Raw genomic sequence first — 22,825 nt, forward strand, 5'->3', positions numbered from 1 at the left:
CGGCTTAGGCTCATCGGCCAATACGCCCGAGTTTCCGGTCCTTGTGGGGGAAGCCATGAACGCCACAGCCAAATCCGCCGCCAAACGCCGGCTCCTGCTCGCCTCCGATCGGAGCGACGGGAGCAGCGAGCTCGCCAGCATCCTGAAAGCGGTCGGCGACGTCTCCACGGTGAAGACGGACGAAATCCCCGCCCAGCCGTCGCGCGATCTCTCCGGGCTCGTGGTCGACATCAATCTGCGCTCGCCCGACAGCGTGCAGCGGGTCCGCAACAAGCTGCGCGGCGATGCCTATCGTTCGATGCCGCGGCTGTTCGTGCTCGCGGACGCCCTGCATCACGGCACCATGCAGGCCTGGGCGCTCGGGGCCACCGACACCATCTCGCGGCCGCTCCAGGCCGAGGCCATCCTGCAGCGCATCCGCGCCGCCTTCCCGGACACCACGGCCTATGACGCGACCGATCGCGGCAAGACGCTCAACCGCGGCGTCGAGGCGGCGCATGCGGTGCTGACCAAGATGTTCGAGAAGCTGCCACTCGGCGTGCCCCTGACCTTCGATGACGTCATCGCCGCCGAAAGCAAGATCCTGAAGGCGATCAAGCATTCCTCGCTGCGGGAATGGCTCACCACGGTCGGCTGTCACCATGTCGGCAGCTACCGCCATTGCCTGTTCGTCACCGGCTTCGCCGTCGCCTTCGCCCAGCATCTCGGCATGCGCGAGGACGACCAGCGCCGCCTGACCCGCGCCGCGCTGCTGCACGACGTCGGCAAGGCCTTCGTTCCGGCCTGGCTGCTCGACAAGCCCGGCAAGCTCACCGACGAGGAGATGGCTGAGGTCCGCCAGCATCCGCGCCGCGGCTATGATGCGCTCGCCGCGCAAGGCGGCTTCCCGCCGGAGATGCTGGACGTGGTGCTGCATCACCACGAATTCCTCGACGGCTCCGGCTATCCGAACGGCCTGTCGTCGAACCAGATCAGCGACATCGTGCGCCTGACGACAATCGTCGACATCTACGCCGCGCTCGTCGAGAAGCGCGCCTACCGCATGCCCTTCACCCACTCCCGCGCCTTCACGATGATGGAAGGCATGGGCGGCAAGCTCGACCAGCAGCTGCTGCAGGCGTTCCGCCCGGTCGCGCTGGGGTCGTTCTAGTCGGGATGCCGTAGTCGTAGGGCGGGTTAGCCTCGCGGCTGCGCGAAGCGCAGGCGCCAGGCGTAACCCACCATGCCTCCGCAATTGCCGAACGAAGTAGGTGGGTTACGCCTTCGGCTAACCCACCTACGAGATCACCCCACCAGCTTCCGCAGCTCCGCCTTCGCCACCTTCTCCAGCGTCGAGCGCGGCATGTCGTCGACGAGCCTGATCTCGCGCGGCAGCTTGAAGTCGGCGAGGCCCCTGCGGCAGGCTTCCATGACGCGATCATGCAAGTCGGGCGCAGCGCCTGCGACGCCGCCCTGCGGGATGATGAAGACCACCGGCACCTCGTCCAGCATCGGATGCGTCTTCGCCACGACGGCGGCCTCGCGCACGCCCGGCACCAGCGCGATCACCTGCTCGATCTCGGAGGCCGCAACGTTCTCGCCGCCGACCTTCAGCATGTCCTTGGCGCGGTCGCCGAACTTGATGAAGCCGTTCTCCAATCGCTCGACGCGGTCGCCGGTGAGGAAGAAGCCGTGCTCGTCAAAACTCTCGCGCGTCGCCGTCTCGTTGTGCAGGTACTCGGCGAACAGCGACAGGCCGGGGATGCCCTTGATCGCGAGATTGCCGGTGTCGCCGACCTCCGTCGGCCGTCCGTCGTCGTCGGTGATGCGGATCTGATATTCGGGCGCGGCGCGACCGATCGACATCGGGATGTTGGGCTGATCCACCTCGCCGACGATGCCGTGGGTGATGGTCTCGGTCATGCCCCACCAGCCGATCATCTTGACGCCGAAGGCGGCAAAGGCCGGCGGCTCGTTGATGGCGGTGCCCCACAGGCGGAACTTGTGGTCTTTCGGGATATCCTGCTCGAGCAGCGCCTTCATGCAGAACGGGATGGTCGAGGTCCAGGTTGCGCCATGCTCGCGCGCGACGCCCCAGAACCGGCTGGCGGAGAAGCGCGGCTGGATCACGCAAGTGGCGCCGACCCACAGCGTCGCCAGCATGGAATAGGCCAGCGCATTGGTGTGGAACAGGGGCAGGTACGCCTGGTGCACGTCGCGGGCATGAAGGTCCTCGTGCGCGGCGTTGATCTTGGCGCCCCACAGCGCGTTGGCATGGGTCCACAGCACCGCCTTCGGCCGCGACGTCGTGCCCGAAGTGTATTGCACGCTGCATGGCGCCAGCGGATCGGTCGCGCGCCGGGGACGATCGGCACTGTCGGCGAACAGCGATTCGAAGCTGTCGCTCCGCGAGACGCCCCGCGCGGGCGCCGCCCCCGCATCGTGCGAGGTCACCGCCAGCCAGCGTATGCTGCGGCAGTTCTGCGCGACGGCTTCCGCATAGGCCGGCTGCGTGATCGCGGCGACCGCGCCGCAATGATCGGCGAAATACGCGATCTCGGCCGGCGCCGAACGCGTGTTGGTGGTGACCGCGATGGCCCCGAGCTCGACGCAGGCGAACCAGGCCAGCATCGCCTCGATGCAATTGTCGAGATGAATGAGCACATATTGGCCCGGCTTGACACCGCGCCTGGCGAGGCCGGCCGCGAGCGCGCCGACGCGCTCGTGAAACTCGCCGTAGCTCCAGCGCCGCGCCGGCGCGTCGAACGGGGCCCAGATCAGGAACGGATGATCACGCCGGACCTCGGCGCGCAGCTTGAGCAGCCAGGGCACGTCGAGCCCGTCGAACGGGCCCACGATTCCAGCTGTGGTCTGTTGAACTGGCATGGCTCCTCCCGGTGCAGCCGCATCTTGCCGGCGGCTGTCTTTTGATGATTGCGTCTTCCTGCCATTGGACGACGCGGGACGCAAATCCGGGGAAGGGCCGAGCTCTCTCCTGCGTCATTGCGAGGAGCTCCCGCGACGAAGCAATCCAGACTGGTTCCGCGGAGGGGTTCTGGATTGCTTCGCTGCGCTCGCAATGACGGGTTTGGCTGGGGGCGCGCCTCAATCCTCGTACGACGAGATCTCGATCAAACTGCCATCCGGGTCCCGGCAATAGACCGAGCGCAACGTGCCGCGGGCGCCTTGCCTCGGGCCCGGACCTTCCTCGATCGCGACGCCATGTGCCCGCAAATGCGCCACCACCTCGTCCGGCGTGGCCGAGGTGAGAAAGCACAAATCTTCGCTGCCCGCCGTCGGTTGGTTCGCGGTGAACCACTCCACCTTGTCGGCATCGCGTTGCCGGACGTTGATCCTCTGGTTACCGAATTCAAGGAAAGTCCGCGGCGCTTTGCCGCCGCCGGGATCGAACACCTTGACTTCCATGCCGAGAATCTTGCCGTACCACGCAGCACTTGCCGCGACGTCGCTGACATTGATCACGAGATGATCCAGGGCATGAACCTTGACCGGCATGTCTCATCCTTTCGTCGTGATGTGCCCCGCGCACTTTCCGCACGCGGCAAGCTTTGTTACAACCGCAGCGACGCGGCTTTCAAGCCATCCGACTTCAAGAACAACACTGGGAGAACCCTTGAGATGATCACTCGCCGTACCGCGCTGGGCCTGCTCGCCGCCAGTCCGCTTGCAGCCACCCCGCTGTCGAAGGCCCTTGCCGCCGATTATCCGGCCCGTCCGGTGAAATGGGTGGTGGGCTATCCGCCGGGCGGCGCCACGGACATCCTGGCACGGCTGATCGGCCAGCGCCTGTCGGAAAAGCTCGGCCAGCAATTCGTGGTCGAGAACAAGCCCGGCGCCGGGAACAACATCGCGACCGAATCGGTCATCAATGCCGAGCCCGACGGCTACACGCTGCAGCTGGTCAACCCGGCCAACTACATCAACGCCTCGCTCTACAAGAATCTCAAGTTCAACTTCGTGAACGATATCGCGCCGGTCGCCTCGTTCCAGCGCGTTCCGAACGTGATGACCGTCAACAAGGACGTGCCGGCCAAGAACGTCGCCGAGTTCATCGAGTACGTGAAGGCCAATCCCGGCAAGGTGAACATGGCCTCGTCCGGCAACGGCACCTCGGTGCATCTGTCCGGCGAGATGTTCATGGCCATGACCGGCTGCAAGATGCAGCACGTGCCCTATCGCGGCGCCGCGCCCGCGATCACTGACATGCTCGCCGGCCAGGTGCAGGTGATCTTCGACAACATGCCCTCGATCATTCAGCACATCCGCTCCGGCAGCCTGCGCGCGATCGGCGTCACCACCACGGAACGCTCGCCGCAGCTGCCCGACGTGCAGCCGATCGCCGACACCGTCAAGGGCTATGAGGCGAGCGCGTTGTTCGGCATGGGCGCGCCGAAGAACACGCCGAAGGAAATCATCGCCAAGCTCAACGCCGAGGTCAACGCGGTGCTCAAGGAGCCCGACATGGCCAAGCGCCTGGTCGAGCTCGGCGGCGAGCCGCGGGTGCAGACGCCCGAGGCGTTCGGCGAGGAGATCAAGGCCGAGACCGAAAAGTGGAAGAAGGTCGTCGACTTCGCCGGCCTGAAGGTCGAGTAGAAAATTCGTTATGACGAGGAAGAGAGCCCTGCCGTTCGGCAGGGCTTTTTTCTTGGCTGCATTGCCAGCAACCCGATCACGCTCTCGTGCGGATCCGCGCCTGCGCCTTCCGGCTTGACGTTGTCGCGCTCGCGTCTATACTAAACCACATGGTTAAGTATCACGACGAGACGCTGGACCGGACTTTTGCGGCGCTGTCAGACCCGACGCGTCGTGCCTTGCTGGCGCGCCTCGGAGAGCAGGACGGCCTGTCGGTGAGCGAGCTGGCGGCCCCGTTTGCGGTATCGCTGCCGGCGATCATGAAGCATCTCGATGTGCTCACCGATGCCGGGCTGATCGTGCGCGAGAAGACCGGGCGCACGGTCGCCTGCCGGCTGACCGCGCAGCCGATGGAGCAGGCGATGAACTGGCTCAATCGCTATGCGCAGTTCTGGTCCCACAATCTTGATCGCCTTGCCGCCTTCGTGGAGGAAGAGACATGGCCAACGCAGCCGCCAACACCGCCGAACGCCCGGCAGAACGACCAAGCCTCACGCTCACGCGCCGGCTCCGCGCGCCGCCGCAAAAGGTCTACGCCGCCTGGACGCAAGCCGCGCAGCTAGCGCAATGGTTCGGGCCGCCGAACATGAAGCCGGCGACGCTTCAAGCCGAGCTCGACGTCCGCGTCGGCGGCCGGTTTCGCATCAGCTTCACGGGGGACGACGGCGAATACTTCGAGGCCGGCGGCCGCTATCGCGAGGTGGTGCTGAACGAGCTTCTGGTCTTCACCTGGGCCTGGCACTCGACGCCGGAGCGTGAGTCGCTGGTGACGATCTCGCTGAAGCCGGACGCTGCCGGCACCTTGATGATCTTCCATCACGCCCAGTTCTTCGACGAGACCGCGCGCGACAACCACCAGCGCGGCTGGAGCTCGATTTTCGACAAGCTCGATGCTTTCGTCGCCTGATCCCCAAGGAGAACGCCATGCAGCAACATCAGATCGTTTCGCGCGAGCAATGGATCGTCGCGCGCAAGGCCCTTCTGGTCCACGAGAAGGAATTGACCCAGGCTCGCGAACGGCTTGCCGACGAGCGCCGCCGGCTCCCCTGGGTCAAGGTCGACAAGGCGTACGCATTCGAAGGGGCGAACGGCATTGTGTCCCTGGGCGATCTGTTCAAGGGCCGGCCGCAGCTGATCGTGCAGCACGTGATGTTCGCACCCGATTGGGACGCGGCCTGCAAGAGCTGTTCGTTCTGGGCCGATGGGTTCGAGCGCATGGTGCCGCATTTGGCCGCGCGCGACACCGCCATGGTTGCGGTCTCGCTGGCGCCAAGCGCAAAGCTCGAAGCCTTCAAGAAGCGGATGGGCTGGACCTTCGACTGGGTTTCCTCAGGCCGCAACGACTTCAACCGCGATTACGGCGTGACGTTCTCACAGGAAGAGGTCGCGACCGGCAAGCCGATGTACAATTTCGGGACCACGCCGTTCTACGGCCCCGAACTGCCCGGCATCAGCGTGTTCTTCCGCGACGAGGCCGGCGCGATCTTCCACACTTATTCCTGCTTCGCCCGCGGCCTCGACATGATGAACGCTGCATATCAATATCTCGATCTCACCCCGCTCGGCCGTCACGAGGAAGGCCTGCCTTATCCGATGGACTGGGTGCGCCTGCGCGACCAGTACGAGCCGCAGCCGGCGAAGGCGGCGTGCTGCCACGGGTGAGGGGAGCGCTCGACGCACATCAAAGGTGTCGTCGCCCGGCTAGACCGGGCGATCCAGTATTCCGAGACGGCAGTGATGAATCGAAAGGCCGCGGCGTACTGGATTCCCCGCCTTCGCGGGGAATGACAGCTACGGGTGAGGTGCAGGGTGTGCCTTGCCCCGATAGCTACCGCTTCGCCTCCGCCTGCTCCGCCGCGTTGCACGAGATCAGCATCGTGTACGGCCGGGCGTTGGTGGCGATGTCGGTGGTCTTGAGCTCGCTCTTTGGCTCGGCGGTCTGATAGGGCACGATCGAATTGTCGAGGAAATCGCGCAGCACTCCGGTCTTGATGGCGAAATTGATGTTTTCAGGGATGTTGCCGGTCGCCACCGCGATCCGCAAGGCTGGAATCTTGCCCGTGACCACGCCCACGACCTGACCCGTGTTGTCGAACAGCGGCCCGCCGCTGTTGCCAGGCTGCACGGGTGCGCTGATTTGCAGGAAGCGCGAGTCGTTGCGCATGCCGCTGAGCGAGCTCACGATGCCGGTGGTCACGCTGAAGTCCGAGGTCAGGATGCCGTGATAGGGAAAGCCGATCGCGACCACGGAATCGCCGGAGCGGATCGAGCGGTCGCGGATCCGGGCAAAATCCTTGAAGGTCGTCGTCGACGGCGCCTGCAACAGGGCGAGATCGTTGTTGGCGTCGCTCGAGACGACGCGCAGCACCATTGCGGCTTCGCCGGTGAGATTGCCCCTGACGTCGCCGACGCAGCCGTCGATCACATGATGGTTGGTGACGACGTGCCCGCTCGCGCTGACGACGAAGCCGCTGCCGCTCCTGGCTCGGGCGGGTTTGCCGCCGGCCGGCGCTGCCGTCTGCTTCTCCGCCGTCGCCGCCGGCTTGGCCGCACCCTTGGTGAAATCGCCGGCCTTGCTGAGCCCGTCTGCCTTCACCCGCGTGACGCAGTTCGCCAGCGCCGCGATCAGGGGGGCCGTCGACGTCAGCACAAATTGGAGTGGCTTGCTCCCGTTGGTCGTGATCACCATCAGGCTTGCCTTCTGGAAGGTGCGAGCGACGTTGGGGGGCAGGATGGTCGTCACCATATTGGTGGTGCCGGCGGTCGCAAACAACCTCGCCTGCTCCTGGCCGTCGAAGATGAAGTCGATGGGCGCGGTATCGCCCTTGTTGAAGCGAAAGCTGGGGCTGGCAAAGCTCAGCAGCCAGGAGCCGGCCGCATTCTGCGCGACGAAGAGACTCACGCCGTTGGCGTAAGGTGCGGTCGCCGCGCAATGGGAGAACGCGCCCGTCTCGTCATTGCTGAATGCGCCGCCGGCCCAGTTGCCGACATTGACGGTGCCGAACGGCCCCGCCGCGTTCGCCCCGAACACACTCACCTGCAACACGAACGCAACGACCAACGACCTCAACCACATACCTCAGCCCCCGGCAAACGCACTCGCATCCATCTTATCCGCGAGGGCAGGTGAGGCGCAACCGTCAGTTGTCCGCACCAGTCGGTTCGGCTGACCGCAACAATTCGGGCTTGCATTTACTTTGCAGTGCCATATACTTTGCAATACAAAGTAACGGGACCGGTGTCCCGCGAAAGCCGGGGTGGAACGAGGTTTTGGCGTTGCCGATGCGCGATCTCGACAAGGCGCTGGCCGACATCGTGACGATCCGTAGCCAGATCGCGGCAGGCACCGCTTTCCGCGGTTACGGCCCGGCGACGATGGCGGCGACCGGTGCTGTTGCGCTCATCACCGCCGTCCTGCAATTCTGGTTGTTGGATGATCCCACCGGCGAGCCGCTCGTTTTCTTCATCGGCTGGTTCATCGCCGCCGCGCTGTCTGGATTGATCATCGGCATCGAGATGCGCGCCCGGTCGCGGCGCCATCATTCCGGCCTCGCCGACGCGATGATCCACCAGGCGGTCGAGCAGTTCCTGCCGGCGGGCGTTGCCGGCGTTCTGCTCGCGGTGGTGATGTGGAAGTTCGCGAGCGAGACGCTGTGGCTGCTGCCGGGCCTGTGGCAGATCCTGGTGTCGCTCGGCATCTTTGCCTCGGTCCGCTCGCTGCCGCGCACGGTGGCGCTCGCCGGCGCCTGGTATTTCGTGACCGGTTTCGCGGTCGTGGTGCTCGCGAGCCGAACCCACACGCTGTCGCCATGGACCATGGGCCTACCTTTCCTGATCGGCCAATCGCTGATGGCGGCCATTCTGCATTTCGCGTCCGGAGACAACGATGTCGAAGACTGACAGCGCGCCCTTCTCCTATGAAGGGCTCGACCGCGTGATCCACGAGAAGGCAAGGCTCGGGCTTCTGACCTCGCTGATGGCGCATCCAAAGGGGCTGGCGTTCGGCGATCTCAAGCAGCTCTGCGGCCTCACCGACGGCAATCTCAGCCGGCACCTCGCCGTGCTCCAGGAGGCCGGCCTCGTCGAGGTGACCAAGGGCTACGAGGGCAATCGCCCGCACACGACCTGCCGCCTCACCAAGGCCGGCCGCCGCCGCTTTCTCGACTATCTCGCCGTGCTCGAGCGGCTGGTGCGCGACGCGGCGAAGGCCGCCGGCCGCGAGGCGCCGCCGCTCGGCCGCCTCGGCATCGCCTCGACCTGATCTCCCCCCTTTTTGACCGGAGACTTTGCAATGCAAAGTGACATCACGTCCCGCGACGAGAAGCTTCATGTCGGCATCATCATGGACGGCAACGGCCGATGGGCGACGCGGCGCGGCCTGTCGCGCGTGCGCGGCCACGAGGCCGGCGTCGAGACCATCCGCCGCATCGTCGAGGCCGCGCCCAAGCAGGGCATCGGCACGCTGACGCTTTACGCCTTCTCCACCGACAATTGGCGGCGGCCGAAGGCCGAGGTCGCGGCGCTGATGACCCTGCTGCGCTTCTACCTCGCGAACGAAGTGCAGAGCCTCGTCAAGAACGGCGTGCGCCTCTCCGTCATCGGCCGCCGCGATCGCCTGCCCGACGGCATCGCCGCCGCGATCGCGCGCGCCGAGGCGGCCACCGCCGATGGCCGCGCGCTGCATGTGCGCATCGCCGTCGATTATTCCGCGCGCGACGCCATCCTCAATGCCGCGGCCAAGGCGGCCGCGCTGACCAGCCTGACGCGTGAAGCCTTCTCGCAGCTCGTCACAGGCGAGGCTGGCCTTCGCGACGTCGACCTCATCATCCGCACCTCCGGCGAGAAGCGGCTGTCGGACTTCCTGCTTTGGGAAGGCGCCTATGCCGAGCTGTACTTCACCGAGCGGATGTGGCCCGAATTCGACGCGGGCGATCTTGCCGAGGCGCTCGCCGCCTTCCATGGCCGCGAGCGCCGCTTCGGCGGGCTGCAAGCCATTATGCCCGGAGAGGCGCCCTCGCTCTCGCAGGTGTGAGGCGCCTCGGCGCCCGCCGGCTCCCCCACCGATTGCCGCCCGGCATGGATCGTGCTCTAGTCTTCCGGCGTTGTGTACCCCTGCGACGGGAGCGTTCGCACCATGCGCGCAGTCCTCGATTACTGCACCGGCGGAACGGAGCGGCAGCTTGCCGCCGGCACCATCATCGTCGCCGAGGGGGGCACCTCCGGCCATCTCTACGTGCTGATGCAAGGCAGGCTCGAGGTGCTCAAGGCCGAGATGGTGGTCGCCACCGTCACCGAGCCCGGCGCGGTGCTGGGTGAGATGTCCGTGCTGCTGGGCCAGCCGCACACCGCAACGGTACGGGCCTGCTCCGACGCCATCGTCTACGAATTCGAGGATGCCGCCGCGTTCCTCGAGAGGGAGCCGGGCGTGGCGCTGCTGATCGCAAAAATGCTGGCGCAGAGGCTCAACGGCGCCAACACCTACCTCGCCGATCTGAAGCGGCAATATGCCGGCCACGGCACGCATCTGGCCATGGTCGGCGAAGTGCTCCAGAGCATGATCAACCTGCCGCCGGCTGAGGTTTCGCCCGGCTCTGATCGGCAATCCGATCCAAGAATGTGAGCCAGTCGGGCGGCGCCTCGATGGGGGCGGCGGGCCGCCGCAACGGCGCATTCAGGTCGATCCATTGCGCCGCGCCGGCCGCCAGCCAGAACGCCTTGTCGGCATCGAGATCGAGCACGATGCAGGTTGGGGGACGGCCGGGTTGCAGGCCCGTGTTGAAGACCCAGGTCTGGCCCAGCCGGTCGAACCACGATCCATTGCTGATGAAGGGCGATTGATGCACATGGCCCGAGATCACCATCGACGGCTGGTATTGCATGATCCACTGCACCAGCTCGACGTCGCCGAAGAAGCGCTTGCCGCCCCAGCTCGTCGGTGAATCCGCCGGCGGCGCATGATGCGCCCAGATCCAGCGCTGCGGCCTGACGGCTGCGGCATCGCGCAACTGCTCGATGAGGCGTTGCTTGACCTGGGGTCCGTCCCACCATGGGCACACCGTGAACAGGGTATCGCCGACCGTCAGGCCGTCGCCGTCGCAGGCGATGCCGAGCTCGCGCACCTCCGAGATCCAGCGCGAAATCTTCTCACCTTCGGCGTTGCGCTCGTCGAGATCGTGATTGCCGGAGCAGAGGATCACGCGGGTCGTCGCGGCCAGCAGCGCGAGATACTTCTTCACCACCACGATCTGGGCGCGGAAATCCACCATCGAGCCGATGTCGAGCGCGTCGCCGGCGAAGATCACGAGGTCGAATTGCGGCGCCGCGCTGACCAGCCAGTCGAGCTGCGGCAGCGAATAGTGTAGGTCGGCCACGACCAGGCAGCGCATGGAAAATCCGACGGCCAGAGATCAAAATGTCAGGGAATTCCAAAAACGGCATAAAGCAAGAAGCAGACCAGCCCGGCCGCCCCTTTGCATCAATCCAATGAGCGACAGCATGCTGCGTCCCGTCGCAGGGCGCAAGGGGCGGCAATGCGGGGCTGGACCGGATCGCCGAATTCTGGTGTCGTGGCCTGCTCTCAACACCTGTGTTCACATGACCTCCTTCAAGACCATTCGCGCCCGCGCCGAGAAGCGCAAGGGCGGGCCCAAGGCGCTGGACAAGTTGATGCCGGCCAAGCCGGACCTCAAGCAGCTGGCCAAGCTCGGCGACGATCGTATCCTCGCCGAAATGACCAAGCGGGTGTTCTGCGCCGGCTTTGCCTGGAGCGTGATCGATTCCAAATGGGACGGCTTTGAGCAGGCCTTCCTGCATTTCCAGCCCGCCAAGCTCACGTTCCAGCCCGAAGATTATTGGGAGGGCCTACTGCGCGACGCGCGCATCGTGCGCAACGGTGCCAAGATCATGTCGGTGCGCGACAACGCCGCCTTCGTGCAGGAGATCGCAAAGGAGCACGGCAGCTTCGGCAAGTTCCTGGCGAAATGGCCGTCCTCCGACGAGATCGGCCTGCTCGACCTCCTCAACAAACGCGGCAGCCGGCTGGGCGGAAACACCGGCCAGATGCTGCTCCGCTTCGTCGGCTGGGACGGTTTCGTGACGTCGAAGGACGTCGTGGCCTGCCTGCGCGCTGCCGGTCTCGACATCGCGGAGGAGGTCAAGTCGAAGGGCGATCTCGCCAAGGTGCAGGCGCAGTTCAACGCCTGGGCCGAGGAGTCCGACCTGCCGTACACATATTTGTCACGCATCTGCGCGCTGTCGGTCGGCGAGAACAGCAGCGAGTAGCGCGTCGATCGATAGATCGTGTGCATCCTGTGGCGATCTTGTGCCGCGAACGCGGCCGATGAAACCCCGCGATCACGAAATACATTTCGCAGGAACATTTGTCCGCAGCACCTGTTCGGGACTCTGAGCCAGGCGCATAAGGGCGCAGGGAATGCTCGCTCCCGCCTGGCTCGATGAAACCGGATACAACAACGGAGCAGCTCATGAAGCTCACATCTGAACAGGTGAAGCAGACCGTCAACCAGCTCGGCGCTCAGGTGCTGCCCGACGAACATCCGGCGATGCCGCAGCTCAACAGCATGTTCGGCGAGCACACCTTCTTCGTCGACGAGATGGGCCTCAAGGTGCTCGAGCCGACGGGATCGCTCGGCAGCGACCGCCAGAGCGGCGAGGTCGTCAGCCTCGCTGATTGGGGCGATTCCGACCTGACGCGCCTGATGGCGCATGAGCCCGAACCGACCGGCGTGATCGTGGTGTTCGAGCATGTGAGGCATTGAGCAGCCCGACGGGACGTTTTGGAGACACGTGCGCCACGGCACTCCCGTGGCGCGCGGCTTTGGCGTGACTGGTGACGTGGTGATCAGCTCCGCCGTCTTGCGAACGGTCTGGTGCCGGTCGCATTATCTGTCGCGAATGCTCTGTGCGTAGCGCCACATTTCTCCGCGACAGGCCGGAAACAGCGCAACGATCGTGAGCGAAACCGCATATGAAAGGCAGAAGCAGGCTGCCAATTCCGGGATCCCTCCGATCGAACGCGCCAGCAGCCAGCGATGCAGCAGAGACACCGTCACCACGGAAGCGAGGGCTCCGGCGAGATGTGGCCCGACCACTTCCATGAGGTCTCGATGACGCACCGGGCCGCGTCGCCCAATCAGCCACCACAGGATGGGCGTGCGCACGCACTCGCTGATCGAGTATGCGCTGGCGACGCCGACTGGTCCGAACGGCAGCCCGCATATGAAAGCGAGAATCGATGTTGAGACATTGAACAGGCCCCAGCGCATGTATTCCTTGGTGCGGCCCTGGCTGAGGAAAAGCCAGTTGGCGGGGCTGTTGCTGGTCTGCAGCAGACCGGCGATGCTGAGGGCGACGAAGATCGGCGCAGCCTCGCTCCATTGGCCGCCGAGCAGGGTTTCGACCAGCGTATCGGCGGTCGCGATCATGAAGCCGACGCCAGGCAACACGAGCAGGAGCGCCGGCAGCACCGCGCGACGGAACGAATCCCGATAGCGCTCCGGCTCCTTCAGCAGGCCCGACAGCGTCGGCAGCATGATTCGCACCATCGGATTGCTGACTTGCTGAAGCGGAAACAGCAGCAACCGGTAGGCGCGGTTATACGCGCCAAGCGAGGCAGCCCCCCAGACCTTGCCGATCAACACCCCGTCGGTATTGCGGGACAGGAATTCGGCAAGATTGTAGCCGGTCACGCCGAGCCCGAAGTTCAGCATGTCGCGTGCAGCCTTGATCGAGCCGGGCCTCGACGGCAACCATCCCGAACTCAGCCACGCGCCGCTCGCGAGCACCAGACCTGATGTCAGGCTGCCGGCGAGAATGGCCCAATAGCTGTGATAGACGTACGCGACCGCGGCAGAGGTCAGTAATCCAGTCAGTGCGGCCGCGGACTCCAGGCCTGCCAGCGTCCAGAATCTCATCTGTCGCGTCAGCAACGACAAATGCTGGACGTCAGCGCCGCTGAGCAGCAACGTGACGCTCATACCAGATGTCAGTGGGGCGAGATTTGGCGCGCTGTAGAACCTGGCAACGAGCGGCGATAGCGCCACCTGTGTGGCCGCCAGTAGCGCGCCGACCGAGAGGTTCACCCAGAACAGCGCACTCAGCTCGTTGTGCGTCAACTCGTCCTTCTGCACGGTCGCGTGTCCAAGACCGAGATCCTGGAACAGCACCGCGAAGGCGAGCACCGGCGAAGCCATTGCATAAGTACCAAAGTCGACTGGCGTCAGCAGGCGCGAGAGCAGGATCACAGATCCGGTCTGCGTCGCTACACGCACAACCTGAGTGACGATCGCAGCGAGCGCACCTTTCCGTACGTTCCGGGACTGCTCGTCCTCGGACAAGCGCATGTTGAGTTGAGTCACGATCAGCTCCTCGAGCGGCGAACAACGAAAATTTCAAGCGCAGTTCGAAAGCAAGACGGTGAATCAAACGACAGTTTATCTTTTCGATTTCATGCGATTGGCGCTTCATTCATGTGCGATCAACCGGACGCCCTCATGCGCGGACCACCGCACGAGAGAGACATCGAGGCTATCGCGCGTGAGCAGCGTCGCGAAACGCCGACGACTATCCGTCAGTACGTGTCAATTGAATGGCGCGACCAAACTGCGTTCGCAAAAAACTTTACGTCGATCGCGCTCGAACGAACAGCCAATGGAGTGCATCTTGTTCAGAGCAGCGCGTCGAAATCGAAAAAGAGGCTGGTCTGTCAGCTTCACGTCAGGCAGTGCCTCGAAGATCGACACAGAACCGCTCGCAATAGTGTCAAACCTCTAGTCTTCGCGGTCCTCTTGCAACGTGTTCTTCAACGGGAATTTCGATGACGATCTGAGTTCCCGGACTCGCCTTGCTCTCGAGCAGCAAGCGCCCGTTGAGCGATGAGGTGACGAGATTGAACGCGATGTGCAGTCCCAGACCGGCATTGCCTTTCTCGCGACTTGTCGTGACGAATGGATCGAAGATGTGCGCCTGCAGGTGGTCAGGGATTCCGACGCCTTCATCAGCGCAGACAAGGCGGACTGATCTCGGATTCGGTTGGTTTACCGTGATCACGAACCGGCCGCCTCTCTTGTCAGGATACGCATGCGCTGCAGTGTTGAGGGCGAGATTGCTGATCACCTGAGCAAGCGCTCCGGGATAGCTGTTGAGCTTGATTCCCGCCGGGCAGTGTACCTCCACGGTCAGGGCATGATGCGACAGCAATGGCCCGAGCCGGGACATCAACTCCGATAGCCAATCCCTGAGCTCGAAACTGCGCCGGTCCTCATCGGCTTGATGGACCGCGACCTGCCTGAAGCTGTGCACCATTTCGGATGCGCGGTGCAGATTTTCGAAGGTCAGGTTGAGCCCCTGCTTGAGCCGGTCGATGCCCTTGGTTAGATCGGACCGCCGGACCGATGCTCCGCCCAATGCATCACTCATCGTTTGCAGGTCATCCTGCATGGCCGTCGACGTCGTCAAGGCGAGGCCGAGCGGGGTGCTGACCTCGTGAGCGACACCTGCCACCAATTGCCCGAGCGAGGCGAGCTTTTCCGCCTGCACGAGATGCTCCTGGGTCGCGCGCAGATCGCGCAACGATTTCTCGGAGCGTTCCTTTTCCTGTTGCAGCGCCTCGGATGTCCGGAACTGCTTTCGCGCCCGGTACTCGCGCGCAGCCACCGCGTAGAGCGACAATGCGTAGGCGTTGCCGACGAGAGAATGGTTGATGAAGCTCAGGCCGGTCGGCATTGTCGACGCGAATGTCTCGGCGACCAGCAACGCCACCCACGACAGCAGGCAGAAGATCGCCAGCGAGCCGATCCGCAAGGGCAGCATGGTCGAGACGAACAGTATGATCATCATCATGCCGGGCGCGGCAAAGGTGAAGCCCGAGGGAAGCACGAGATAGATGCTCGGCAAAATGCAGCCCGGGATGACGCAATAGATGAGAAAGATCGTCTCCGCCCATGGCTTCATCCGGCGCCGCGACAGCAGCGCCGTCAGCGGGAGCAGGATGACCACGGCGGTTCCACCGCGGATTGCGAGCGTGGTCGGCACGACTTCGGGGTAGAGCACCCAATCCCAGAGCGTGTAGCTGGCATAGGTGGCGGCGCCAAGCAGCATCGCGATCTGCGTCCATCCGAGACTGCCCCGGACATATTGGTCGACAAACCGGCGTTCCTCGATGCGGTCTTCGAAGCGCAGTCCGAGGCGTATCAATAAGGCAAGCATCCAAACTCAATCGCGAAAAGTCATGTCTGGTGTATCTACGACAGGTTTGGCGCCGCGTCGCGGATAAAGATGCCGCGTTCACCGAAGGGGCCTCAAGCCGCGTTCAGATGCCCAGCGTCAGCTGCGGCTCCGACTCGCCGGCGGGGTGGAGCGACGACAACGAGACCCCAAGCAGCCTGACGCGCTTGGGCAGCGGCATCTCGGCTTCGAGCAGGCCGCAGGCCAGCCGCTCCAGATCGTCGCGTCCGGCAACGGACGCCGCGACGGATCGGCTGCGCGTGATGATCTCGAAATCGGCGAACTTGATCTTCAGGGTGACGGTGCGGCCGCGATTGCCCGTCGCCTCGCAATGCCGCCAGACCTTGTCGACGAGCGGCCTTAGCTCGGCGGCAAGCGCGTCGAACGCATCGAGGTCGGTCGAGAACGTGTTCTCCGCGCCGACGGATTTGCGGATCCGGTTGGCGCGGACCGGCCGCTCGTCGACGCCGCGCGATATCCAATAATAATACGCGCCTGACTTGCCGAAATTCGCGTTCATGAACTCCAGGGATTGGTTGCGGATGTCCCGGCCGGTGAACAGGCCGAGCGCGTTCATCTTCGCAGCCGTCGCCGGACCGATGCCGTGGAATTTGCCGACCGGCAGCGGCTCGACGAAGGCCGGCCCCATCTCCGGCGAGATCACGAACTGGCCGTTGGGCTTGCGATGATCGGACGCGAGCTTGGCCAGGAACTTGTTGTAGGAGATACCCGCCGACGCGGTGAGGCCGGTCTCCGCCTTGATCTTCGCGCGGATCTCGAGCGCGATGTCCCGCGCCAGCGGGATGCCTTGCAGGTTCTCCGTCACGTCGAGATAGGCTTCGTCGAGCGACAGCGGCTCGATGACGGGCGTGTGCTCGGCAAAGATGTCGCGGATTTGTCTGGAGATCGCCTTGTAGACCTCGAAGCGCGGCCTGACGAAGATCAGATCGGGACATTGCCGCTTCGCCGTCACCGACGGCATGGCCGAGCGGACGCCGAACTTGCGGGCCTCGTAGCTCGCAGCCGCAACGACGCCGCGTTCCGCGGAGCCGCCGACCGCCACAGGCTTGCCGCGCAGCTCCGGATTGTCACGCTGCTCCACAGAGGCATAGAACGCATCCATGTCGATATGGATGATCTTGCGGACAGGCGAGGGCTCGCCGGTCGTCGGGTCGGATTCGCTCATGGAAAGATGATACGATCGCGTGGGGAGATGCGCGAGCTGAGGGATGCTTCCGTCGATCCGGCGGCTGAATTGAGCTGCACAATCGCGGCAGGGTCAAAAGCTATCTCAGGCTCGTGACGAGAGGCGCTCGTCAGTTCCGTTCAGTCGAGATGGCTTCGGCTCGGCCGCGATCGCTTGGGAGAGGCAGAGGCTCCTACTTGCCACGGATGAACTCAAGGAGCTGGCTTGAGGCTCCGTCGCCAACGCGCTGCGCACCTGCGACCGTGAGGTGATTGACGTCCCAATAGAGCCAGAGGCCGTCCATGGCGGTCGGACACTCGGCTTCTCCGCACAAATAGCGTTCTGGATAGAGCAGAAAGACCTGGTTCGGGTAGCGGCTCCGGATCTCCTCGAGCATGGCGTGGAATTCGCGATTGTCGGCCTGCACGCGATCAAGGGGCACGGCAGGACAGGGCTTGCTTGGTGCGTGCCAGAGGGGTCCCGGTGCGAAGCGGGACATCGGGCTGCGGCAGCCCGGCTCGACTCCGGGCGCTATGATCAGGATGCGCCGTCCGCTGCCGCCGAGCTCATGGATCGTGTTCTCGATGCCGGCCCGCCAGACCTGCAGGGCCGGTGCATTGACCTCCGGCGCGAGCTCGTTGCGGAGCGCATTGCCGTAAGTCATCCAGGATTGGCTGAGCACGATTGGAGCCTGGTTCTGCCTGATCGCGGCGAGGTAGGTATCGCGCTGGCGTTTGCAGTCCTGCGAGCCGTCGAACGCTGTTCGCACCAGCCCGACGAGCAACGGACAACCTTCGGCCGTATAGGCCTCTCCCCGGACGGCGGCGCGCTTTGCCGCCGGGTCCAGCGCTGCGACATAATGCTCGGCGAAGGAGTCGCCGAGCACTTGCACGCCAACGGGGTCGCTCAATGAACCGAAGGCACATTTCGATTGTGCGCTCTTGGCGCACGGCCAGAAGCCGAATCGCTGCAGATCGGCGACCTCGCGGGCCTGTGCCGGGAGCCGCCATGGCCAGCCATCTTGGCGGTTGGCCACAAATGCAACAATCGCGAGCGCGACGATCGTCGCGGCGGCGGGGCCGGCGACTCGCAGCAGTGCCGAGCGACCCGCGCGATAAGGCTGTTCGATCAGCCGATACATCAGCGCAGCCAGCGCCATCGCGAGGACGACGATCAGCACTTTCACCGCGACCGACTTGGCGTCATCGCCCAGGATGTAGTTTGCGTAGACGATCAGGGGCCAGTGCACGAGGTAGAGCGAGTAGGACACCAGCCCGATCCCCGCACTCAGCGGATTGGTCAGGACAGGCGAAAGGACGTGACGCTCGCCCGCCAAGATCACGCAGGCTGCACCCAGGCATGGGATGAGGGCCGTCGCGCCAGGGAAGGAGGTCGCACTGTCGAAGCTGACGACCGCGTAAGCGATCAAAGCGAATCCGGCGGCAGCCAACAGCGAGCGCGCTCCGGCCGGGAAGGTCAGCCTCTGCTCAGCAAAGATGACCAGCGCTCCGATCGCAAATTCGAAGGCGCGACAGGTCGGCAGGTAGAAAGCACCCGAGCTGTCGGTTGCGAGTGTCGCTTGCGCGACGCCGAGCGAAAGAATTGCGATGCCAAGGATGAGCAAAGGCAGTGCGCGACCGAGCAATCGGCGCCCCAGCAGAATGAACACGGGCCAAAACAGATAGAATTGCTCCTCGACGGCCAGCGACCAGAAGTGAAGCACGGGGCTAGGATCGGTCGAGTTGGCGAAATAGGCGTGGCTGCCGCGCCAGAAGTAGAAATTCGAGACCGATACCAGCGTAGCCACGGCGTCTTGAGTCAGGCCCTTGAAAAGCTCCGGAGAGAACCAGAGGCCACCGACGGCCAAGATGCCGATGATGGTGACGATCGCTGCGGGAAAGAGGCGCCGGATGCGGCGCTCGTAAAATCGCTGGAGCGAAAATTCGCCGCGATCTGCCTCGCTGAGAATGATCCGAGAGATCAGATAGCCGGACACGACGAAAAACAGGTCGACGCCAACGAAGCCGCCGCCGAACGGCGGAACGTCCAAATGATAGAGGAATACGCTCAAGACGGCGATCGCCCGGAGCCCGTCAATGTCGCGTCGATGGGATAACTTTGTAACCAATTGCTGAATCCACTGGCGGCGGTTCGTCCGACTGCGGATCCGCGCGCGCCCGCTTGCCTTTAGCGCGCCCGCATGCGTTCCTCAACCGCAGGACGGGCCGAATTCTCCCCCAATCGGGCTCGCCCCGGTCAGGCCGTCTCCGTCAACGTCGGCAACCCATCCGACGCTGCTGCGAGAAGACGCAGGACTTTGCCATGGCGCTCAGCGCATCGCTTCTCGTCGCACGGCCGCGGCTGCGCCAGGCATCGAGTCGGATTGGCTCATGGAAAGATGTTACAATCGGATGATGAGAAGGGCGAGGTGACGGATGCTTCAGTTGTTGGTCTTCGTGGCGGGCGTCGTCGGCACCGGCTGGTTGATCGGAGCGACCAATCCCCCCGGTGAATGGTATGCCGGCCTTGCCAAGCCGAGCTTCGTCCCGCCGAACTGGGCGTTCCCGATCGCCTGGACCATCCTTTACGTTCTGATCGCTGTTGCGGGATGGCGGACCTTTCGCCGTGAGCCCAGGGGCAAGGCGATGCTGGCCTGGGCGGCGCAAATGGCGCTCAACTTCATTTGGTCTCCGGTCATGTTCACGATGCACCAGATCGGCGCCGCGCTCGTCATTCTCGTCGGCCTGTTCATCGCGATCGTGACCTACATCGGTCTCGAGCTGTCACGCGACAGGCTCGCCGCCGGATTGTTCGTGCCCTACGCAGCCTGGGTCGCGTTCGCCGGTGTGCTCAATGCGGCGATCTGGCGCTTGAATTGAGGCGCTGGGTCTCGACCGATTCAAAAAACAATCTCAGGCTTGTGAGTGGCAAGCATGGGCACGCGACCCAATATGAGCCCGCGGAGGACAGCCCATGCAATACAGCTCCGAGCTCATTCACACCATGCGTCAAGCGCTGGAGACCGTGATGGCGAGTGTGCCGGCCCATCAATCGGTGTTCGGCCTGAAAGCGGCCGTCGCCGAATGCATCCTGAAGGCCGCCGCACACGGCCACACGTCATACGATGGATTGGTGACGGCAGCGTCCGACCAGCTCCAGGCGATCATCGCGTTGCTGACGTGAGGGCCGGCCTCGTGCTCGTCTTCACGGTTCGGGTGCTGCGGGTCAGTGGGTGAGAGGCGCTGCTTCCTGCGCGCGGAGCTCTCGTCCAGTGCGCTGCCCAGCGCCGGGGTCATCATCGCGAGCAGCTCCGGATTGTGCCCGGGGAATATCGAACGCCCGGACAAATCTTACGCAATGCCGCCAATGATGAGATCGAAAGATCTTTCGTGCGTCGCTTTCGAGTAGTTTATCGCCCGGTGTAGCCGCCGTTAATGTAGACAGTCTGGCCCGTGACCCAATACGATGCTGGCGACGCAAGGAACCGAATCAGCGGAACGACGTCGGAGACCGCGCCGAGGCGCCCCGCTACAGAAAGACGCGTCGCGTAGGCGATGGCGGCCGCGTCCTCGGGCGCCCGATAGAAGGGTGTATCTATTGGGCCGGGCGCAACGGCATTGACCGTGACACCGCGAGCCCCGAGTTCGCGCGCCATGGAGCGCGTGAACTGTTCGAGAGCTGCTTTCGATCCCTGATATAACGCATAGTTGGGAAGGTAGCCGTCGATCAGCGACGAGCATGCATTAATGATTCGCCCACCGTCCGGAAGATGACGGCTCACCTCCTTCATTATGAAAAAGCTCGCCTTGGCGTTCACTCCGAACACGTCGTCGTATTCGGCCTCGCTGATTTCGGCCACCGGCTTCTTGACCATGCGACCGGCGTTGTTGATCAGTATGTCGATGCGACCGAATTCGCGCAGCGTCGCCTCCACGAGGCGCGAGTGCGTCGGCATGTCGTGGAGTTCGCCTTCGATAGTGGCGGCACGAGCACCCTGTGCGCGGACAAGGTGCGCTGCAGTCTCGGCATCAGCTCGATCGCCCGCGTCATGATAGTGGATCATGATGCTCGCACCGTCCGCTGCGAGTCCTGCTGCATATGCGCGGCCGAGATTGCGCGGCCCTCCGGTGATCAGCGCGACTTTTCCCGCGAGAACACGGGTCGGGTCTCCCGACTGATTCGTTTGGGCGTCTGTTCGACCGACTGCAGCCGCCGTAGCCGCCGCCGCGGTGATGCCAAGTGTCATCGAACGACGCGATAGCCAAATGTTTTCGTTTTGAGTCATGGTTATCCTGCGCCTCCGCTTCAGCATGTCAGCAGGCCGTCGTTCACAAAAACGGCTTGGCTCTCCGGTCACGCGAACCTAGAGGCATGAGGCCGCTGCGCGGCAGGTCGATTCTTGCTGTCTTTTGCTTCAGCGCGCGCGGATATCAGACGGCAACAGACCTGTCCGGGCACGGAACTGACGACGAAAATGATTGATGTTCGAATAGCCGAGGTCGGCGGCGATCGCTTCAACGCTATCGGGCGTGTTCCGAAGGCGTTGGCGCGCGTGCTCTAGGCGGCGGCTCGACACATATTGATGCGGCGCAGATCCGGTGGCGGCCTTGAACGCCCTGGCAAAGTGAAACGGACTTAGTGCCGCAACTTCGGCCAGCCGCGCGAGCGTCAGATCCGTGGCGGTGTGTGCTTCTACAAAATCCAGCACTCTGCGCAGGCGCCGAGTATCCAGCGAGCCTTTTGAGCGCTCGATCGCCCGCCCTCCGAATTTTCCGCACAAGACAATCGCGTAGAGGGTCCGCACCAATGAATCGCGTTCGACGTCGTTCAAATGATGCCTCCCGCGCGCGGCTGCGCGGAAACGGTCAACGATCGCCCATGCGTGAAAGTTCTCCCAGCCATGAATATCGGCAAGATCGGCATAGCCCTCAGCACCAAGTTCCTCGGCAATTTGCTTCCGCAGCGAGCCATCCGCTGAAATTTCTACCACTTCAGCGGGCGAAGTTGTTCGCACCCATTTGACCGGTTCTCCGCCGGTCAGACCGATTGTTCCGGCAGGCGCATCGCGAGCGACCGTGCGTCCATTCGCCAGCATTACAGCGGCGTTCTTCTGGCCGTTAAACCCCACCGCGATCGCTCCAGGCAGCGCGAGCGATGCATCACCTGCGTCCGCCGCGGGCGGCAGACGGAGGTGCGCAACGCGCACGCTCCCCCATGTGAACCGGGCTATGTCGATGCGATTGAACATCCGACGTGAGATTTGGGGGACGGTGTACGTCGCATCAAGCCCGGTATCTCGCCGCCAATCGGTAACATTCGTCGCTCCGGGAGAGAGGCTCCGGCGGGCAGAACTGGCTCACGCGAGCCGAGGCCGTTGCATCGAAGACGTGATCGAAAAGGCTCTGGTGAATGTGGGGCGGTTCGGTAGCGCGAGCGACATTCCGCTGCTTCGCGCTTGGTCACTCTATCCTGATCTGGGGTGTGCTTCGCGATACAGGCCATCAGGGAGATTGATGAAGCGACCGGCCAGATGAAGCCGCCTGCCGAGGGCTAGTTGAGGTAGGGCTAATTGAGGTAGCGCGCCGCATCGAGGGAGCTGCGCGTCAATCGGTGACAATATCGCGCAAATCACAAAATGGCGCACCCGACACGATTCGAACGTGTGACCTTTGCCTTCGGAGGGCAACGCTCTATCCAGCTGAGCTACGGGTGCTAGTCGAGGTTCATTTAGCCGATTGGCGCGGGGCGGGCAACCGCTTCTCG

22 protein-coding genes, 1 tRNA gene and 1 pseudogene are annotated in these 22,825 nt (G+C 63.9%); 13 read left to right on the forward strand and 11 right to left on the reverse strand.

Features of this window, described 5'->3' with window-relative positions:
* The first annotated feature begins 55 nt into the window (after nt 1–55).
* A complete protein-coding gene (locus I6F28_RS32830; protein ID WP_225143010.1) occupies nt 56–1,150 on the forward strand; it encodes an HD-GYP domain-containing protein in 1,095 nt (364 codons plus the stop codon).
* Nucleotides 1,151–1,284: 134 nt separating this feature from the next.
* Here the strand turns inward: I6F28_RS32830 and I6F28_RS32835 are convergent, their stop codons facing one another.
* Nucleotides 1,285–2,865 (reverse strand): AMP-binding protein, encoded by a 1,581-nt coding sequence (locus I6F28_RS32835; RefSeq protein ID WP_225143012.1) that lies wholly within the window; start codon nt 2,863–2,865, stop codon nt 1,285–1,287.
* 219 nt (nt 2,866–3,084) lie between these two features.
* Nucleotides 3,085–3,495 carry a VOC family protein gene (locus I6F28_RS32840; protein ID WP_225113275.1) on the reverse strand — a complete coding sequence of 137 codons (411 nt, stop codon included), beginning with the start codon at nt 3,493–3,495 and terminating at the stop codon, nt 3,085–3,087.
* Between the two features lie 123 nt (nt 3,496–3,618).
* On the opposite strand from I6F28_RS32840, the gene I6F28_RS32845 reads away from it, so the two are divergent.
* From I6F28_RS32845 to I6F28_RS32860, 4 genes and pseudogenes are all read left to right on the forward strand, one after another.
* Nucleotides 3,619–4,593, forward strand: coding sequence for a Bug family tripartite tricarboxylate transporter substrate binding protein (locus tag I6F28_RS32845; RefSeq protein WP_036002523.1), 975 nt, complete (start codon nt 3,619–3,621; stop codon nt 4,591–4,593).
* An 86-nt stretch (nt 4,594–4,679) separates the two neighbouring features.
* The gene (locus tag I6F28_RS32850) at nt 4,680–5,195 is read left to right on the forward strand and encodes an ArsR/SmtB family transcription factor (RefSeq protein WP_225143014.1); all 516 of its coding nucleotides are present in this window, start codon (nt 4,680–4,682) and stop codon (nt 5,193–5,195) included.
* An 8-nt stretch (nt 5,196–5,203) separates the two neighbouring features.
* Nucleotides 5,204–5,539: pseudogene (locus tag I6F28_RS32855) on the forward strand (SRPBCC family protein); the annotation flags it as partial.
* Nucleotides 5,540–5,556: 17 nt separating this feature from the next.
* A complete protein-coding gene (locus I6F28_RS32860; RefSeq protein ID WP_225130185.1) occupies nt 5,557–6,294 on the forward strand; it encodes a DUF899 domain-containing protein in 738 nt (245 codons plus the stop codon).
* Between the two features lie 166 nt (nt 6,295–6,460).
* Here the strand turns inward: I6F28_RS32860 and I6F28_RS32865 are convergent, their stop codons facing one another.
* A complete protein-coding gene (locus I6F28_RS32865) occupies nt 6,461–7,708 on the reverse strand; it encodes a S1C family serine protease (protein ID WP_225143017.1) in 1,248 nt (415 codons plus the stop codon).
* Between the two features lie 206 nt (nt 7,709–7,914).
* Here I6F28_RS32865 and I6F28_RS32870 point away from each other — a divergent pair, with 206 nt between their 5' ends.
* From I6F28_RS32870 to I6F28_RS32885, 4 genes are all read left to right on the forward strand, one after another.
* Nucleotides 7,915–8,532 carry a hypothetical protein gene (locus I6F28_RS32870; protein WP_225130181.1) on the forward strand — a complete coding sequence of 206 codons (618 nt, stop codon included), beginning with the start codon at nt 7,915–7,917 and terminating at the stop codon, nt 8,530–8,532.
* Nucleotides 8,519–8,893 (forward strand): transcriptional regulator, encoded by a 375-nt coding sequence (locus I6F28_RS32875; RefSeq protein WP_025033235.1) that lies wholly within the window; start codon nt 8,519–8,521, stop codon nt 8,891–8,893. Before I6F28_RS32870 ends, I6F28_RS32875 begins: the two co-directional genes overlap by 14 nt.
* A gap of 30 nt (nt 8,894–8,923) precedes the next feature.
* Nucleotides 8,924–9,664: a di-trans,poly-cis-decaprenylcistransferase gene (locus I6F28_RS32880; RefSeq protein WP_225130180.1), complete on the forward strand. Its 741-nt coding sequence runs from the start codon at nt 8,924–8,926 to the stop codon at nt 9,662–9,664.
* 102 nt (nt 9,665–9,766) lie between these two features.
* On the forward strand, nt 9,767–10,252 hold the full coding sequence (locus I6F28_RS32885) for a Crp/Fnr family transcriptional regulator (protein WP_225143019.1): 486 nt from the start codon (nt 9,767–9,769) through the stop codon (nt 10,250–10,252).
* Here I6F28_RS32885 and I6F28_RS32890 read toward each other — a convergent pair.
* A complete protein-coding gene (locus I6F28_RS32890) occupies nt 10,191–11,018 on the reverse strand; it encodes a metallophosphoesterase family protein (protein WP_225130178.1) in 828 nt (275 codons plus the stop codon). The two genes, I6F28_RS32885 and I6F28_RS32890, sit on opposite strands and share 62 nt — an antisense overlap.
* Nucleotides 11,019–11,226: 208 nt before the next feature.
* On the opposite strand from I6F28_RS32890, the gene I6F28_RS32895 reads away from it, so the two are divergent.
* Together I6F28_RS32895 and I6F28_RS32900 are read left to right on the forward strand one after the other, a co-directional pair.
* The gene (locus I6F28_RS32895; RefSeq protein WP_225130175.1) at nt 11,227–11,913 is read left to right on the forward strand and encodes a DNA-3-methyladenine glycosylase I; all 687 of its coding nucleotides are present in this window, start codon (nt 11,227–11,229) and stop codon (nt 11,911–11,913) included.
* Nucleotides 11,914–12,116: 203 nt separating this feature from the next.
* Nucleotides 12,117–12,410: a hypothetical protein gene (locus I6F28_RS32900; protein ID WP_036024052.1), complete on the forward strand. Its 294-nt coding sequence runs from the start codon at nt 12,117–12,119 to the stop codon at nt 12,408–12,410.
* Nucleotides 12,411–12,533: 123 nt separating this feature from the next.
* Here I6F28_RS32900 and I6F28_RS32905 read toward each other — a convergent pair whose 3' ends face one another.
* From I6F28_RS32905 to I6F28_RS32920, 4 genes are all read right to left on the reverse strand, one after another.
* A complete protein-coding gene (locus tag I6F28_RS32905; RefSeq protein ID WP_225130174.1) occupies nt 12,534–13,988 on the reverse strand; it encodes a lipopolysaccharide biosynthesis protein in 1,455 nt (484 codons plus the stop codon).
* 424 nt (nt 13,989–14,412) lie between these two features.
* On the reverse strand, nt 14,413–15,858 hold the full coding sequence (locus tag I6F28_RS32910) for a sensor histidine kinase (RefSeq protein ID WP_225130172.1): 1,446 nt from the start codon (nt 15,856–15,858) through the stop codon (nt 14,413–14,415).
* Nucleotides 15,859–15,961: 103 nt separating this feature from the next.
* Complete coding sequence (gene dinB, locus I6F28_RS32915; protein ID WP_225143030.1) at nt 15,962–17,062, reverse strand: DNA polymerase IV; 1,101 nt, start codon at nt 17,060–17,062, stop codon at nt 15,962–15,964.
* Nucleotides 17,063–17,255: 193 nt separating this feature from the next.
* Nucleotides 17,256–19,190: an acyltransferase family protein gene (locus I6F28_RS32920; RefSeq protein WP_225143031.1), complete on the reverse strand. Its 1,935-nt coding sequence runs from the start codon at nt 19,188–19,190 to the stop codon at nt 17,256–17,258.
* A gap of 307 nt (nt 19,191–19,497) precedes the next feature.
* On the opposite strand from I6F28_RS32920, the gene I6F28_RS32925 reads away from it, so the two are divergent.
* Nucleotides 19,498–19,941, forward strand: a complete 444-nt coding sequence (locus I6F28_RS32925; protein ID WP_036024016.1) for a TspO/MBR family protein — start codon at nt 19,498–19,500, stop codon at nt 19,939–19,941.
* A gap of 94 nt (nt 19,942–20,035) precedes the next feature.
* A complete protein-coding gene (locus I6F28_RS32930) occupies nt 20,036–20,245 on the forward strand; it encodes a hypothetical protein (RefSeq protein ID WP_225130166.1) in 210 nt (69 codons plus the stop codon).
* 226 nt (nt 20,246–20,471) lie between these two features.
* Here I6F28_RS32930 and I6F28_RS32935 read toward each other — a convergent pair whose 3' ends face one another.
* From I6F28_RS32935 to I6F28_RS32945, 3 genes are all read right to left on the reverse strand, one after another.
* A complete protein-coding gene (locus I6F28_RS32935) occupies nt 20,472–21,347 on the reverse strand; it encodes an SDR family oxidoreductase (protein WP_225143033.1) in 876 nt (291 codons plus the stop codon).
* A 129-nt stretch (nt 21,348–21,476) separates the two neighbouring features.
* Nucleotides 21,477–22,310, reverse strand: coding sequence for a helix-turn-helix domain-containing protein (locus tag I6F28_RS32940; RefSeq protein WP_225143035.1), 834 nt, complete (start codon nt 22,308–22,310; stop codon nt 21,477–21,479).
* A 388-nt stretch (nt 22,311–22,698) separates the two neighbouring features.
* Nucleotides 22,699–22,775: transfer RNA gene (locus I6F28_RS32945), tRNA-Arg, on the reverse strand.
* Nucleotides 22,776–22,825: the final 50 nt, after the last annotated feature.

The organism is Bradyrhizobium sp. NBAIM14, from assembly GCF_020193895.1.
Classification (GTDB): Bacteria; Pseudomonadota; Alphaproteobacteria; order Rhizobiales; family Xanthobacteraceae; genus Bradyrhizobium; species Bradyrhizobium yuanmingense.

What these genes read in the sequence shown, in the direction of transcription:
- I6F28_RS32895 (WP_225130175.1), top strand. Translation starts at nt 11,227, where the DNA reads ATGACCTCCTTCAAGACCATTCGCGCCCGCGCCGAGAAGCGCAAGGGC.
- I6F28_RS32910 (WP_225130172.1), bottom strand. Translation starts at nt 15,858, where the DNA reads ATGCTTGCCTTATTGATACGCCTCGGACTGCGCTTCGAAGACCGCATC.
- I6F28_RS32935 (WP_225143033.1), bottom strand. Translation starts at nt 21,347, where the DNA reads ATGACTCAAAACGAAAACATTTGGCTATCGCGTCGTTCGATGACACTT.
- I6F28_RS32830 (WP_225143010.1), top strand. Translation starts at nt 56, where the DNA reads ATGAACGCCACAGCCAAATCCGCCGCCAAACGCCGGCTCCTGCTCGCC.
- I6F28_RS32860 (WP_225130185.1), top strand. Translation starts at nt 5,557, where the DNA reads ATGCAGCAACATCAGATCGTTTCGCGCGAGCAATGGATCGTCGCGCGC.
- I6F28_RS32880 (WP_225130180.1), top strand. Translation starts at nt 8,924, where the DNA reads ATGCAAAGTGACATCACGTCCCGCGACGAGAAGCTTCATGTCGGCATC.
- I6F28_RS32875 (WP_025033235.1), top strand. Translation starts at nt 8,519, where the DNA reads ATGTCGAAGACTGACAGCGCGCCCTTCTCCTATGAAGGGCTCGACCGC.
- I6F28_RS32840 (WP_225113275.1), bottom strand. Translation starts at nt 3,495, where the DNA reads ATGCCGGTCAAGGTTCATGCCCTGGATCATCTCGTGATCAATGTCAGC.
- I6F28_RS32925 (WP_036024016.1), top strand. Translation starts at nt 19,498, where the DNA reads ATGCTTCAGTTGTTGGTCTTCGTGGCGGGCGTCGTCGGCACCGGCTGG.
- I6F28_RS32940 (WP_225143035.1), bottom strand. Translation starts at nt 22,310, where the DNA reads ATGTTCAATCGCATCGACATAGCCCGGTTCACATGGGGGAGCGTGCGC.
- dinB (WP_225143030.1), bottom strand. Translation starts at nt 17,062, where the DNA reads ATGAGCGAATCCGACCCGACGACCGGCGAGCCCTCGCCTGTCCGCAAG.
- I6F28_RS32885 (WP_225143019.1), top strand. Translation starts at nt 9,767, where the DNA reads ATGCGCGCAGTCCTCGATTACTGCACCGGCGGAACGGAGCGGCAGCTT.
- I6F28_RS32900 (WP_036024052.1), top strand. Translation starts at nt 12,117, where the DNA reads ATGAAGCTCACATCTGAACAGGTGAAGCAGACCGTCAACCAGCTCGGC.
- I6F28_RS32845 (WP_036002523.1), top strand. Translation starts at nt 3,619, where the DNA reads ATGATCACTCGCCGTACCGCGCTGGGCCTGCTCGCCGCCAGTCCGCTT.
- I6F28_RS32865 (WP_225143017.1), bottom strand. Translation starts at nt 7,708, where the DNA reads ATGTGGTTGAGGTCGTTGGTCGTTGCGTTCGTGTTGCAGGTGAGTGTG.
- I6F28_RS32870 (WP_225130181.1), top strand. Translation starts at nt 7,915, where the DNA reads ATGCGCGATCTCGACAAGGCGCTGGCCGACATCGTGACGATCCGTAGC.
- I6F28_RS32835 (WP_225143012.1), bottom strand. Translation starts at nt 2,865, where the DNA reads ATGCCAGTTCAACAGACCACAGCTGGAATCGTGGGCCCGTTCGACGGG.
- I6F28_RS32930 (WP_225130166.1), top strand. Translation starts at nt 20,036, where the DNA reads ATGCAATACAGCTCCGAGCTCATTCACACCATGCGTCAAGCGCTGGAG.
- I6F28_RS32890 (WP_225130178.1), bottom strand. Translation starts at nt 11,018, where the DNA reads ATGCGCTGCCTGGTCGTGGCCGACCTACACTATTCGCTGCCGCAGCTC.